15 protein-coding genes and 2 pseudogenes are annotated in these 13,811 nt (G+C 55.8%); 16 read left to right on the forward strand and 1 reads right to left on the reverse strand.

Annotated features, from left to right (window positions below; genetic code table 11):
- Nucleotides 1-172 precede the first annotated feature (172 nt).
- The 9 genes and pseudogenes from SLW74_RS02335 to SLW74_RS02375 form a co-directional block, all read left to right on the forward strand.
- Nucleotides 173-337 (forward strand): annotated as a pseudogene (locus tag SLW74_RS02335) (Hcp1 family type VI secretion system effector); the annotation flags it as partial.
- 12 nt (nt 338-349) lie between these two features.
- Nucleotides 350-628, forward strand: a complete 279-nt coding sequence (locus SLW74_RS02340; protein WP_410928030.1) for a hypothetical protein — start codon at nt 350-352, stop codon at nt 626-628.
- A gap of 184 nt (nt 629-812) precedes the next feature.
- A complete protein-coding gene (locus SLW74_RS02345; protein WP_410928031.1) occupies nt 813-1,193 on the forward strand; it encodes an RNase A-like domain-containing protein in 381 nt (126 codons plus the stop codon).
- Between the two features lie 10 nt (nt 1,194-1,203).
- Nucleotides 1,204-1,569 carry a hypothetical protein gene (locus SLW74_RS02350; RefSeq protein WP_410928032.1) on the forward strand — a complete coding sequence of 122 codons (366 nt, stop codon included), beginning with the start codon at nt 1,204-1,206 and terminating at the stop codon, nt 1,567-1,569.
- A gap of 18 nt (nt 1,570-1,587) precedes the next feature.
- Nucleotides 1,588-1,821: pseudogene (locus SLW74_RS02355) on the forward strand (RNase A-like domain-containing protein); the annotation flags it as partial.
- Nucleotides 1,822-2,043: 222 nt separating this feature from the next.
- A complete protein-coding gene (locus SLW74_RS02360; protein ID WP_410928033.1) occupies nt 2,044-2,238 on the forward strand; it encodes a hypothetical protein in 195 nt (64 codons plus the stop codon).
- 403 nt (nt 2,239-2,641) lie between these two features.
- Entirely contained in the window at nt 2,642-3,013 is a 372-nt protein-coding gene (locus tag SLW74_RS02365) for a hypothetical protein (RefSeq protein ID WP_410928034.1), read from the forward strand.
- A 205-nt stretch (nt 3,014-3,218) separates the two neighbouring features.
- Nucleotides 3,219-3,635: a hypothetical protein gene (locus tag SLW74_RS02370; protein WP_410928035.1), complete on the forward strand. Its 417-nt coding sequence runs from the start codon at nt 3,219-3,221 to the stop codon at nt 3,633-3,635.
- Between the two features lie 178 nt (nt 3,636-3,813).
- Complete coding sequence (locus SLW74_RS02375) at nt 3,814-4,491, forward strand: class I SAM-dependent methyltransferase (protein WP_065986762.1); 678 nt, start codon at nt 3,814-3,816, stop codon at nt 4,489-4,491.
- 45 nt (nt 4,492-4,536) lie between these two features.
- Here SLW74_RS02375 and SLW74_RS02380 read toward each other — a convergent pair whose 3' ends face one another.
- A complete protein-coding gene (locus SLW74_RS02380; protein WP_065986976.1) occupies nt 4,537-4,767 on the reverse strand; it encodes a DUF6555 family protein in 231 nt (76 codons plus the stop codon).
- A gap of 397 nt (nt 4,768-5,164) precedes the next feature.
- Between SLW74_RS02380 and SLW74_RS02385 the strand changes: the two genes are divergently transcribed.
- The 7 genes from SLW74_RS02385 (at nt 5,165) to SLW74_RS02415 (ending at nt 13,735) form a co-directional block, all read left to right on the forward strand.
- Nucleotides 5,165-6,853 carry an NAD-dependent malic enzyme gene (locus SLW74_RS02385; protein ID WP_410928036.1) on the forward strand — a complete coding sequence of 563 codons (1,689 nt, stop codon included), beginning with the start codon at nt 5,165-5,167 and terminating at the stop codon, nt 6,851-6,853.
- Between the two features lie 130 nt (nt 6,854-6,983).
- The gene (locus tag SLW74_RS02390; RefSeq protein WP_410928037.1) at nt 6,984-8,609 is read left to right on the forward strand and encodes a GMC family oxidoreductase; all 1,626 of its coding nucleotides are present in this window, start codon (nt 6,984-6,986) and stop codon (nt 8,607-8,609) included.
- Nucleotides 8,610-8,805: 196 nt separating this feature from the next.
- On the forward strand, nt 8,806-10,455 hold the full coding sequence (locus SLW74_RS02395) for a phosphoethanolamine transferase (RefSeq protein ID WP_410928038.1): 1,650 nt from the start codon (nt 8,806-8,808) through the stop codon (nt 10,453-10,455).
- Nucleotides 10,448-11,107, forward strand: coding sequence for a class I SAM-dependent methyltransferase (locus tag SLW74_RS02400; protein WP_410928039.1), 660 nt, complete (start codon nt 10,448-10,450; stop codon nt 11,105-11,107). Before SLW74_RS02395 ends, SLW74_RS02400 begins: the two co-directional genes overlap by 8 nt.
- Before the next feature lie 140 nt (nt 11,108-11,247).
- The gene (gene rnd, locus SLW74_RS02405) at nt 11,248-12,381 is read left to right on the forward strand and encodes a ribonuclease D (protein ID WP_410928040.1); all 1,134 of its coding nucleotides are present in this window, start codon (nt 11,248-11,250) and stop codon (nt 12,379-12,381) included.
- The gene (locus tag SLW74_RS02410) at nt 12,378-12,671 is read left to right on the forward strand and encodes a YcgL domain-containing protein (RefSeq protein WP_065986773.1); all 294 of its coding nucleotides are present in this window, start codon (nt 12,378-12,380) and stop codon (nt 12,669-12,671) included. The genes rnd and SLW74_RS02410 overlap by 4 nt, the downstream gene beginning before the upstream one ends.
- Nucleotides 12,672-12,802: 131 nt before the next feature.
- Nucleotides 12,803-13,735 (forward strand): D-2-hydroxyacid dehydrogenase, encoded by a 933-nt coding sequence (locus SLW74_RS02415; RefSeq protein WP_065986775.1) that lies wholly within the window; start codon nt 12,803-12,805, stop codon nt 13,733-13,735.
- The last annotated feature ends 76 nt before the right edge of the window (nt 13,736-13,811 follow it).

Raw genomic sequence — 13,811 nt, forward strand, 5'->3', positions numbered from 1 at the left:
TTAGATCGTAAAGCCCTTTTATTACAGCGGGTTACGGTATGGGGTTGGATGCCGTTGAATGGCATTCAGTAGGACTATCTCTCCGCCATTATTTGAAAAGCCCCAGAAGTTATGCTTCTGGGGCTTTTTTGTTTCTGCTGTTTGGAAAGGTAGACGGATGGCGACACTCTTGGTGAGTGGTCAGGGGGCGGAGCAGTCTGGTTTTCCTGTCGAAGTCGTCACCCTGAATTACGGTCGTATAAAGTTCGAGTACTCGCAACAGCGGCGTGCAGACGGTGGCAGTGCAGGTATCGTTTCTGGTGGTTGGGACAGGACCGCTAATAAACCATTTGCGTAGGGAGCGCGCGCTATGTCTGACGATGGATCGTTTCGCGTTGTACTTAATTTCGCCCAGATGGCGGCGGTGCTGACGCATGAATCCCTTACGCCTGCCGAGATCATGTCTAACCGCATATTCGGTAGTCTCAGGCTAGTCGGTGGCATTATCGAGTTGGCAGGTTCGGGCGTGTTGTGCGCCCTCCCGGAGCCTACGATGATTTCAAAAGTAGGTTGCGTTGCAATGGGCGTCCACGCTTCCGATCAGTTGGCAGCTGCGTCAAACCAAATTGTGACGGGGCAAAGAAACTAACTCTTACGCCTTCAAAGCAGGAGCCAATGCTGCTGAGGCTTTGGGCGCGTCTCGCAGCACTGGGCAGGTCATAGGTTTAGCTACAGAGTTCGCAGTTCCACTTACTACTGCTTCGCTTTATAACGCTTTCAGGGTTTCGTCTGTCCGTGCGGGTCGGATATCTGTCGCGACAAGCGAAAAGCCAGTGCAAGCCTCAAAAAAACTTGGCGGTGGACATACAATATTTAAACACGTTGGAAAAGATATAGAGTATTTAAAAACACGGTTTGCTTCTAAGAAAGTTGTAGTTTCATCGACGTTTTATGATCTTGAAACAGCAGAATGGGCAGTCAGTCAAGCGATTAAAGGAAATAGACTCAGGATTTTAATGCAATCCAAAGCCAGGCTTGTTCTTAAAGAAAAGCAATATGATATTTTTACTACTCTAGAAAAGCCTATTGGTTGGGGAGTGAGAAGAGAAGCGTCTAATGTTGCGATTGAGATGTCTAAAGTAACGGTGAGAATTAAATTTGTTGAATATAACCATATGCCTTATTTCATAATAACTGCTTTTCCAACGTTATGAGGTTTTAATTGTGGCGTACAGATTAATAACTGAGTTCATTTACGAAGTGGGAGAAGGTGTAGGCGAATTTATTACCGATGATGAGAAGGCGCTGTTCAAACGACTAGAGTTAGATGAGATAGTTACCAGATACATAGATGATCGAAATTTGTTGAACGTATTTTTTTTAAGAAGACAGATAAAAAGCTACATTAAAAACCATATGACCCCAGAGGGTCTAGAATATGTAGATCCTCCGTTTGGACAGGAAACGTCTTTCGTTGAGGATTATTTCGAAGGTGATTTATATTTTTTTCTGAAAAATGTTTTGAGCTTGCTTGATAAAGAGTTCAAAAATCGCCTGCGTAATAAATTATTAAGGAATGCCGGTGGCTAGTGGACTGAATGGGCAGTTAGTCAGGTCTTAAAGGCTAATAGACTAAAAATCCAAATGTTGTCCAACGTTAGATTTTTACTTAAAGAGCAGCGCCTTGTTTTGGTAATGGATCTAAACGAAATAATTGGCAGCGGTGTACTGCGTTTAGATCCAGAAAAATTAGTTAGCATGAGCAAAGTGAGGGTTGTTATTCAATACGAAGAATATAACTTTATGCCTGCTTATATTGTCACTGCTTTTCCCATTCCGTGAGGATAAATGAGACAATATAACAGTCTTATCAAATTTCTGCTTGAGCTTGGTACAGCTATTCAGGATTACCTTCCTGAAGATCAGCGTACCAGCCCTATGTCGCTGACGGAGTTTCTTAAATGTTGGACGGACAAGAAGTCTTGCTACGAAGTCGGTGTATTACGAAGTGATATTAAATCATATCTTCGTAAGCATGCTTAGGGGGATTACTCGGTTGATGAGTTGTTCTTTTACTACGATATCGGTTTCGTAGAAGAGCGATTTGGTTGTGAGGATCCAGAATTGTTAGCTCAAATTCTGGGTATGCTCGACGTGCATATTGAATTGAGAAGAAAAAAAGCTTTAAAAAATATTTCGGTTGGTTTGGTTTTAAATAAGAAGGGGCTTGAAGATTTGGGCGTCTGCGAAAGGTTCTGACGGTATGGCACTCTTGAGGACGGTCGGCTAAAATTTTTCTTCGTCTGGCAAGTCCTTAAGATGACGCGAGAAAACCTCTCTGAATTATGCGCTCTGACCATCTTCAGTGCCCATTGCCCCGCTGATTGCCTTGGTGAGTGGGCAGGGGGCGGAACAGTCTGGCTTCCCAGTTGAAGTGGTCACCCGAATGACTGTCGTATCAAGTTCGAGTACTCACAACAGCGGCGTGCATACGGTGGCAGTGTGATGGTTGGGACAGTACCGCTAACAAGCCATTTGCGTAAGGAGGGCGCCCTATGTCGGACGATGGGTCATTTTCAGGTAGCTTGAAATCTGAGAACCTCAGTCGATGGCTCAGGCCCCTGAATACAGTGTCACTTCTTTGAAACCTCAAGAGGTATCCATGCGAGGCTATATGGAACTCATCCACTTCATGAAGCATCTGGCTGACGGGGTGCTTGATTATCTGCCTGAGGATCAGAGGGTAGGACAGCTCACAGTGGATCAGGTAATAGAGGAATGGATGCAAGGGAAGTCGTATTTTGCAGCACGTTCCCTCAGGAATGATCTCATAAGCTATATAAAGCTTTATAAGTCCGGAGACTATTCCGTAGATGAAATATTGTCGTGGTACGATCTTTCCTTCATTCCAGAAAGGTTTGGCTGTGAAGAGTGGGAATTGTTCACGAGCATATTGTGTTCAATCGACGTCCATATTGAGAGAAAACGAAAGGATCTGTTGATCAAGGGCTTTGGCTGGTTAGGTTTTCGCTAGATCAAGTCGGCGCTGGGCTGGGGAGATGCTTCGTCACCTTGCCCGGACTTTACTTTCCCCAACTCCCGCCTGCTCCTGATCTGACGCCCCTCACTTGTGAAGATGACTAAGGTAAGAGTTGTCATCGAGTTCGCTGACTTTAATCGCATGCCAGCTTACATTGTCACAGCGTTCCCTATACCTTGAGGTAATAATGCGCGGATATATGCAGTTAATAGATTTTATGCAAGACCTGGGAGATGGGATCCTCGATCACCTCCCGGAGGAGCTAAGAGTAGGAGTGCTGAGTGTCGAAGAAATAGTGGATCTCTGGATGCAGCGGAAATCATATTTTCAAGCCCTTTCTTTAAGGCGGGACATAATTTCCTACGCAAAACTTTATGAGGCGGGGGACTATTCTGTTGATGAGGTTTTTGATGATTTTGATCTGTGCTTTATCCCGGAGAGGTTTGGTTGTGAAGAGCATGTTTTTCTCATGGGGCTTCTTGGATTAATAGATTTTCATATTGAAAAAAAAGGAGGGACCTTCTTCTTAAATATTTTGGGTGGATGGGTTACAGGTGATGCACTCCCATCCCAGATTTTCTTCCCAAGGATAAACTCGGCGGTCGTGCCGACCTGAGATTATTCAGTAATTGATGGACTCCTCCGACATCGGTCATGGAGCGTTAGCGATTGGGTATCTGGCACTTTACTTTTCCCAACCCCCGCCTACTCTCGATCTCACGCCCCTTCACGGTACGAGATCGCTCCACGCTCCACCCCCAATCCCTCAGCCCTTCCGGCCAGTCAGAGAAGCCATGACTACCATCCAACAGCTCAACGACTTCATCAGCAACCCGGAACTCAACGATTCGATCGCGCAGATCTGGACATTCATTGGCGAGCATTTCGAGCAGGCGCAGAGCACGTTGCCGGCGGAGCGGGCGATGCCGCGCAAGGAGTTGTCGTTTCATGATCATGTGCGGCTGCTGGGGTATCTGGCGCTGCTGGTCGAAGGCATCCCCGGTGATGTGGTGGAGATTGGCGTGTGGAAGGGCAAGTCGCTGGTGCTGATGAATGAGGTCTGCAACCGCGAGCGCCGCATCATCGGGATTGATCCCTTTGAGCTGCCCAATCAGTTTGAAGAGTTCAGTTATTACCAGGAGAAGCTGTTCTCGAACGCTCTGGTGCTGAGGGGCTATTCAGAGTTATGCGCCGAGCGTTTCTACAACCTGTCGCCGAAGGTGGCGCTGTTACACATCGATGGCGGCCATGCCGGGCGCAATGTGCTGTTGGATTTCCTGCTGTATTCGCCCAGCGTCGTACCGGGTGGCTTTATTGTGTTCGACGATTACGGCGACTTCCAGCATTCACCTGAAGTCGGCCCGGCTGTGGACCTGCTTCGCGCGACGGGCTATTTCAAGGGATTCAACGTGATTGGGTGTGTGCATGGCTTTGAGGCGAGCTATGTGATTCAGCGCGTTGGACAGGCCTGACCACGGCGTCAAAAAAGTGGGTAGATCGGCTTGGAGGGCAATCAATCAGACCCACTCCCCCCAGCGCACGTCCGTCAAACCGTAGCGGCGACCATGGGCCATCAACGCTGTCAGCTCCTCCCGAGTCTTGGACAGGTTGTGCAGCACGCCTATGCCTGCGTGCAGACAGGCGTAATACCAGGCGTCTGATTCGTCCAGCACTGAGTCGGGTTGGAGAAATACTCGGTGCTCGCCCAGAAAGCGGTAGTGGATGCGAAAGATGCGCTGGCCTGACATTAATATCTCCGTTTTGATATCAATGTGACTGCAATGGCTCATCGCCAGTTCAATGTGTAAGGCATTTCGTGTCTCGGTCGAGGGTGACCGTGGTCGAAAGAGCTTTGCTCGAAACGGTCGATTTGCCATAACGTCGTTTTTACTGTGACCCGCCACGGCCTGCTGGTTCCCAATGCACGGCCAGTTTCTGACCGTTTAGACGACTTGGCTCCATCATTTCGCAATCGTAGGGCGACAAAATGTCGCAATCGTTTTCAGGCGAGTAAGATAGGCACCCTGTTTTTACCCCCCTATTTCTTCGGACGGATCCTGCGTTGAGCGTCGTATGCATCGACCTCCGGGGCATCGTTTCGACGACGTATTGATAGAGCAAACAGAGAAAAGGCGATCACTGCAAATGACCAAGACCTCGCGACCTTTATATATTTCCTATGCCGGCCCTTCGTTGCTGGAAATGCCGCTGCTCAACAAGGGCAGTGCGTTCACACCCCAAGAGCGCATCGATTTCAACCTGGTCGGCCTGCTGCCCCAGAACGTCGAAACCATCGAAGAGCAGGTCACCCGCGTTTACAACCAGTACCAGCAATGTGCGAGCGACCTGGATAAACACATTTACTTGCGCTCGATTCAGGACAACAACGAAACCCTGTTCTTCCGCCTGCTGGATTCGCACCTCGACGAGATGCTGCCGATCATCTACACCCCGACCGTGGGTCAGGCGTGTCAGGAATTCTCGAAGATCTACCGCACCCACCGCGGGCTGTTCATTTCCTACCCCGAGCGCGACCGCATCGACGACATCCTGCGCAGCGCAACGAAAGATCGCATCAAAATCATCGTGGTGACGGACAGCGAGCGCATCCTCGGCTTGGGCGATCAGGGCATTGGCGGCATGGGCATCCCAATCGGCAAGCTTTCGCTGTACACCGCGTGCGGCGGCATCAGCCCGGCCTACACCTTGCCGATCGTGCTCGACGTGGGCACCAACAACAAAGAGCTGCTGGACGACCCGATGTACATGGGCTGGCGCCACGAGCGCGTGACTGGCAAGGAATACGACGACTTCATGGCCCTGTTCATCGAGGCCGTTCAGCGCCGCTGGCCGGACGTGCTGCTGCAGTTCGAAGACTTCGCCCAGACCAACGCCATGCCGTTGCTGGAGAAGTACCGCGATGAGTTGTGCTGCTTCAACGACGACATTCAGGGCACTGCGTCGGTTGCCGTGGGTACGTTGCTGGCGGCGTGCAAGGCCAAGCACGAAACACTGGGCCAGCAGCGGGTGGTGTTCCTGGGCGCGGGTTCGGCGGGTTGCGGGATTGCCGAGCACATCATTGCGGCCATGGTGATCGAAGGTCTGAGCGAAGCCGAAGCGCGCAAGCGCGTGATGATGGTCGACCGCTTCGGGTTGCTGACCGACAGCATGGACAACTTGCTGGACTTCCAGAAGAACCTCGCGCAGAAGTCTGCCGACGTAGCGGGCTGGTCGAGCGGTGAGGGTTCGCCCGAGTTGCTGGACGTGGTCGCCAATGGCAAGCCGACTGTGTTGATCGGCGTGTCCGGCCAACGCGGGCTGTTCACCGAGCAGGTCATCCGCGAGATGCACAAGCACTGCGCCAAGCCGCTGGTGATGCCGCTGTCCAACCCCACCTCGAAGGTCGAAGTCACCCCGCAGGAAGTGCTGACCTGGACCAACGGCGACGCGCTGGTGGCGACTGGCAGTCCGTTTGCCCCGGTCACCGTAGGTGATCGCACGTTCCACATCGCGCAGTGCAACAACTCCTACATTTTCCCGGGCATCGGCCTGGGTGTTGTGGCGTCGAAAGCCACGCGCATCACCGACAAAATGCTGATGGCGGCTTCCAATGCGCTGGCCGAATGCTCGCCGATGGTGACGGGCAAAGGTGACGCTGTGCTGCCGCCGCTGAAGGAGATTCAACAGGTGAGCAAGAAGATTGCGTTGGCCGTGGCCAAGCAGGCTCAAGCTGAAGGCATGGCGCTGGAGACCACCGAAGAAATGCTCGTCGAAGCCATCGAGCGTCACTTCTGGATGCCGAACTACCGCAGCTACCGTCGCAGCGCGGTGTAATCGCACAGCCACTGACGGCAAACGCTTCACCCCGGACCGCCCCATGGAAACATGCGGCGGTCTTTTGTTTTGTGGCGAAAAACTTCAGGATGGGGCCTGCATAAAAACAAAAAATATCAGCGAGGGACGCATGCAAACGGACGTCGGTCTTCATGACTACATCATCGTCGGCGCAGGCCCGGCGGGCTGCCTGCTGGCCAATCGGCTGTCGCAGAATCCTGCTCATCGGGTCCTGCTGCTTGAAGCCGGCGGCCAGGACAATTACGCCTGGATTCATGTGCCGGTGGGTTACCTCTACTGCATCGGCAATCCGCGCACCGACTGGTGCTTCAAAACCGAAGCGGAGCCAGGCCTCGGCGGACGCGCGCTCAACTATCCCCGCGGCAAAGTACTGGGCGGCTGCTCGTCCATCAACGGCATGATCTACATGCGCGGGCAGGCCCGGGACTACGACGGGTGGGCGGAGCAGGGCAACACGGGTTGGGGCTGGAGTGACGTCCTGCCAATCTTCAAACGCTCGGAAAACCATTACGCCGGCGACTCGGACCTTCACAGCGCGAAAGGTGAGTGGCGTGTCGAGCAGCAGCGTCTTTCATGGACGTTGCTGGATGCGTTCCGTGAAGCGGCGGCTCAAACCGGCATCCCGTCGATCCCCGACTTCAATGGCGGCGACAACGAAGGGTGCAGCTATTTTCAGGTGAATCAGCGGCGCGGTGTGCGCTGGAACGCGTCCAAGGCATTTCTCCGGCCGGCATTGAAGCGGCCAAATCTGACGGTGGTCACAGGTGCAGAGGTGTCGCGGCTGGTGTTCGAAAACAGTCGAGCCAGCGGGGTGATTGCTCGCGTCAACGGCCGGGAACAGACGCTTCGCGCGCGACGGGAAATCATCCTTTGCTGCGGCGCCATCGGATCGCCCATGGTCCTGCAACGCTCCGGCATCGGGCCGCGGCCATTGCTCGAAAAGCTCGGCATTGGCGTTCGGCATGAGCTCCCCGGGGTTGGCGCGAATCTGCAGGATCACCTGCAGTTGCGCCTGATCTACAAGGTCACCAATGGCCAGACGTTGAACCAGATGGCCGGCAGTCTGTGGGGCAAGATGAACATGGGCCTGCGCTACGCCTTCAATCGCAGTGGGCCGTTGGCAATGGCGCCGAGTCAGTTGGGTGCTTTTGCGCGCTCGGGGCCGGAGCAGGCGAGCGCCAATCTCGAATACCACGTGCAGCCCTTGTCCCTTGAGCGCTTCGGCGAACCGCTTCACGGCTTCCCTGCATTCACGGCGTCAGTGTGCGACTTGCGCCCGCAGAGCCGTGGGACGGTGGAGATCCGTTCGGCGCTGGCCGATGCCGCGCCGGTCATTCGGCCGAATTATTTGAGTCACGAGACCGACCTCAAAGTGGCGGCCGACGCCATTCGCCTGACCCGTCGCATCGCCGCCGCGCCTGCGCTTGCTCGCTTCGAGCCGGTGGAGTACCTGCCCGGCGCGGGCCTGCAAACCGAGGAAGAACTGCGCGAGGCCGCCAGCGTCATCGGCACGACGATCTTTCACCCGGTCGGCACCTGCAAGATGGGGCAGGGCCGCGACGCTGTGGTCGACGAACGCCTGCGCGTGCACGGCATCACCGGCTTGCGCGTGGTGGACGCGTCGATCATGCCGAACATCACCTCCGGCAACACCTGCTCGCCGACCGTGATGATCGCCGAGAAGGCGGCCCAGATGATGGTTGAGGATGCAGCGGCGCAGACCTGTTCGGCATAAAGCTTGATCGGCTACTGAAGACTTGGCTAATTTCCTGCGGCTTGCACCGCAGGATCCTATCGAATAAGCAACAATCCCACCCCACCATTCGTTCTCATCCTTTTCACAAAAAATTGATGGCCAGATGCCTAAAGTTCGCGGCATCGGCGGGGTTTCCTCCGCGTTTATATTCTCATTTCCACCCAAGCAGACTTTTATGCTGAACGTCAAAGCAGTTCGTCCCGAGCTTGTGACAGTGCTTGCCAGTGCCTTTTTATTGATCGGGTTTAACCTGACCCTCTGGCAGCATTTATTTGCAACTACTGACTCTGATGGTAAGGGCCTGTTGTTGCGTTGTGCTTTTGCGCTGATGGTGTTTTGTGCGTTTAATATTTTCTTCACGCTGTTAGCGTTCAAACGCGTATTAAAACCGGTGTTGATCGTTATCTTTTTCGTCAGCGCCGGCGTGGCTTACTTCATGAGCCAATACGGCGTGATGATTGATTCGGGGATGTTTAGAAACTTCGCTGAAACCAATGTTACGGAAGTGCGCGATTTGCTCTCGTTGAAGTTGCTCGCTTATTTTTTCTTTCTGGGTGTGGTGCCGTCGTTCATTCTTTTCAAAACACCGATTGCCTATCGCCGCTGGCCCCGTGAGTTGCTCAGCAAGGCGCTGGTGTCCGTGGTGTGCGCGGTCGCCATTGGCGGTGTTGCGTTGATGAATTACCAGGGGCTGTCGTCGCTGTTTCGCAATCACCACGAGTTGCGCCTGATGGTGGTGCCAAGCAACTACCTGGCAGCGTCCGTGGGTTACTTGAGCGAGCAGGTCAAGTCGGCGCAGCGGCCGTTCTTGAGCATCGGTCAGGACGCCAAACTTGCCAGCGACTGGCAGCAGCACAAGCGCAAGTCGCTGACCGTGCTGGTGGTGGGTGAAAGCGCGCGGGCGGAGAACTTCGGCATCCTGGGTTACAACCGCGATACCACGCCCCAGCTGAGCAAGGAGCGCGGCCTGCTCACCTTTACGGATGTGCATTCCTGCGGCACGGAGACGGCGGTGTCGGTGCCGTGCATGTTTTCCAACATGGGCCGCAAGGATTACAACGCAACCACCGCGCGCAATGAAGAAGGCATGCTCGATGTATTGAAACGCGCCGGGCTGGATGTGATCTGGCGGGACAACCAGTCGGGCTGCAAGGGCACCTGCGACCGGGTGACGTTGCAGGATGTCAGCAATCTCAAGGACCCGGCGCTGTGCGCCAACAACGAGTGTCGCGATGAGATCCTGTTGCAGGGCCTGCAGAAGTTCATCGACACACTGGACAAGGACACCGTGCTGGTACTGCATCAGATGGGCAGTCATGGCCCTGAGTACTTCAAGCGTTATCCAAAAGAATTCGAGAAGTTCACCCCGGTGTGCGAAAGCAATGCGCTGAATAACTGTTCCCGGGAAAGTATCGTCAACGGTTATGACAATACATTGCTCTACACCGACCATGTACTGGCGTCGCTGATTGATATTCTTCGCAGCAATCAGGGCAAAGTGGACACGGCCATGGTGTATTTGTCCGACCACGGTGAGTCACTGGGTGAATACAACCTGTTCCTGCATGGCACGCCTTATGTGCTGGCGCCCGATCAACAGAAACATGTCCCGATGATTGCCTGGTTCTCCGAGAACTATCAGCAGTCATTCGCAGTGGATACCCATTGCCTGCAAAAAGAGCGCAATGCCCCTCTCAGTCAGGACAACCTGTTCCATTCGATGCTGGGCCTGCTGGAAGTGCAGACAAAGGCCTATAACCCGGCGCTGGACATGTTCGCGGGTTGTCGGGGGATTTATACGGACGGGGTACTGGCCAATGAGTGAGCCCCTCGGCAAAAAAATACACGTTGACGCGTACGTGGGCGGGCACGAACACACCCTCAGTCGACGTCTGAGTCTGTGGCGCGATGCGCAGTTGGCACGGAGGGCGTTGCGTGATGCGGGCGAGCCTGGACTGGTGCTGGACGTGCCGTCGGGTTCGGGGCGTTTCTGGCCGGTGCTGGCCGAACATGCCAATCGGGTGATCCTCGCGGCCGATCCGTCCACCGACAGGCTGGCGCTCGCCGAGGCGCAGTCATCCAACGAAGTGCGCAAGCGCATCCGCACATTCCAGAGCTCGGCGTTTTCCATCGGCCTGTCCGGCAACGCGGTGGACTGCATTTTCTGCATGCGATTGTTCCATCACCTGGCCGACAGCGAAAAACGCGGCGCGATTCTCGACGAGTTCCATCGGGTAACCCGCGACACGGCCATCGTCGGGCTGTGGGTGGACGGTAACGTCAAAGCCTGGCGTCGCAAACGGCATCAGGGTCGACTGGACGCCGGCATGTCTGCGCCCCGCAATCGATTCGTGGTGTGCCGCAGCGACATTGAATCCGAGTTCGCGCGGGCGGGTTTCAGAATCGTCGATCACCACGACTTTCTGCCCGGCTACGCCATGTGGCGTGTGTACGTGCTGCGCAAGGCGGGCCAGTGATCAGTGATCGGATGGACGGTCGTTGCCGCGGCGGCTATTTGCGCGCTTCAAAGATGAAGTTGTTCGAGACTTGCAGGACGGATGCCCGGTAACCGCTTGTAGCGATATATACTGCGCGCCATTCTTCGAGGGAGAGCCGTGTGGCCATCGATATTCACTGGATTCGCGACGACCATAGCCTCGCCGAACATTGCGCACAGTGGCAGACCCTGTCCTACGTCGCGCTCGACACCGAATTCATGCGGGTCGACACCTTTTATCCCATCGCCGCGCTGTTGCAGATCGGCGACGGTTCACGCGCTTACCTGATCGACCCGTTGCTGATAAGCGACTGGAGACCTCTGGCCGCGCTGCTGGAAAACCCTGACGTCATCAAAGTCGTTCACGCCTGCAGCGAGGACCTCGAGGTGCTGTTGCGCCTGACCGGCAGTCTGCCGGCGCCGCTGTTCGACACGCAACTGGCTGCGGCCTACCTGAACCTCGGGTTCTCGATGGGTTATTCGCGTCTGGTCCAGGAAGTGCTGAACATCGACCTGCCGAAAGGCGAGACCCGTTCTGACTGGCTGCAGCGCCCGCTTTCGGAAACCCAGATCAGCTACGCCGCCGAAGACGCCGTGCACTTGGCAGAGGTGTACAACCTGCTGCGTCCGCGTCTGTCCGATGAAAAGTACGCCTGGGTGCTGGAGGACGGTGCCGAGCTGGTCGCCAATCTGCGCCGCGAAACCGATCCGTATGACGCTTACCGCGACGCCAAGCTGGCGTGGAAGCTGTCCCGGGCGCAACTCGCCGTGCTGCGTGAGCTTTGTGCCTGGCGCGAGCAGCAGGCGCGCCTGCGCAATCAGCCACGCAACCGCGTGTTGCGCGAGCACTCGCTGTGGCCGCTGGCAAAATCCCAGCCGGACAACCTCGCCGCGCTGGCGAAAATCGATGATATGCACCCCAAGACCGTGCGTCAGGACGGCGAGTTTCTGCTCGACCTGATCAAAAAAGCCGGCAGCGTGTCGCCGGATCTGTGGCCGCCCGCCTTGCCGGAGCCGTTGCCGATCGAGGCTTCAAGCGTGCTGAAGAGCTTGCGCGTCATTGGCCAGCAGCAAGCCGAGCGCCTCGACATGGCCCCGGAATTGATGCTGCGCAAAAAGACTCTCGAAGCCCTGCTCAAGACCGGTTACCCAGACGGTCCCTATAAATTGCCCGAATCGCTGCGTGGCTGGCGCCGCGAATTGATGGGCCAGATGCTGCTCGACAGCCTGGCCAATGCCGGAGAACAGCCTTGAAACATATTTGCTCCATCTACCGCAGCCCGCGCAGGAACGAAATGTACCTGTATGTCCTCAAGAGCGACGCTCTGGAACGTGTGCCTGAAGAATTGCTGACTGCGTTCGGCAAGCCGCAGCACGCTTTCAACCTGGTCCTGTCGCCAGAACGCGCTCTGGCCCGTGAAGACATTCATGCGGTGCTCGCCAACCTGGAAAAGCAGGGTTACCACCTGCAGATGCCACCGGCCGAAGACGATTACATCGAGCACCTGCCCGAAGAGCTGCTGCGCCGCAACGATCCGATGTGATCGATTTCTGACCCTGCAATCCACCGCAGGGGTACACCGGACCGTTGCATGCGTCAGACCTGACCGGCTTAATCGAGCGCGGTCCGGAACGCTGCGCGGTCGCATGCCCCGTTTATTCGAGTTTTGAAGCCATGCGCGTTCTGATCGCCGAACACGATTATCCCGTTTACACCGAACTCCTCCGCCAGGCGGCCCCCGAAATCGAAGTGTTGAGCAGCGGTCACTCCGCTGAACTGTCGAAAATGGCCGCCGAGGCGCCGATCTGGCTCGGTCAGCCTGACCTGCTGGCGAATCTGCTCCGCCAGGGCCACAAACCGAAATGGCTGCAATCGACCTGGGCCGGCATCACGCCGCTGCTGGCAGACGGGCTGTACCGCGACTATCAACTGACCCGCGCCGTCGGCATCTTCGGTCAGGTGATGGCTGAGTTCGTGCTGACATACATGCTGGTGCATGAGCGTGAGGTGCTGGCGCGGTTGGTCAGTCAGGTCGAGCGCAAGTGGGACAACCGCATGGGCCGCAGCCTGTCCGGACGCAAGGCGTTGATCGTGGGGACGGGCGACATTGGCCGCTGCGTGGCGCAGTTCCTCGTGCCGTTCGGCGTTGAGCTGTATGGCGTTGCGTCGAGTGCGCGGACCGAAGCGCCGTTCGTTGAGGTGGCTGCGCTGGAGGACCTGCCGCGTCTGGTGGCCGAGGTCGATTTCGTCATCAACCTGCTGCCCAACACGCCGCAGACCCAGGACCTCTACAACGCCAAACTGTTTGCCGGCTTCAAGCCCTCGGCGTTGTTCATCAACGTCGGGCGGGGCACGGCGGTGGTGGATGCGGATCTGGTCGAAGCGCTGAAAGAAGGGCATCTGGCGGGGGCGGTCATTGACGTCTGCCGGCAGGAGCCATTGCCCCAGCGTCACCCGTTCTGGACGGCATGGGGCCTGTTGCTCACCGGTCACAGCTCGGCGCCGACCTCGCCGCCGGCGATGACTCAGCTGTTCGTGGACAACCTCAAGGCCTATACCGCCGGCGAGGCATTGCGCGGCGAAGTGGATTTCGCGAAGGGGTATTAAGTACTCCCCGGCTGAAACCGGTTCTACTGACACGGCGCGCACTTAGTGGGACCGGCTTCAGCCGGGAAGAGGCCGA

Source organism: Pseudomonas sp. W5-36, assembly GCF_046540455.1.
Taxonomy (GTDB): Bacteria; Pseudomonadota; Gammaproteobacteria; order Pseudomonadales; family Pseudomonadaceae; genus Aquipseudomonas; species Aquipseudomonas graminis_B.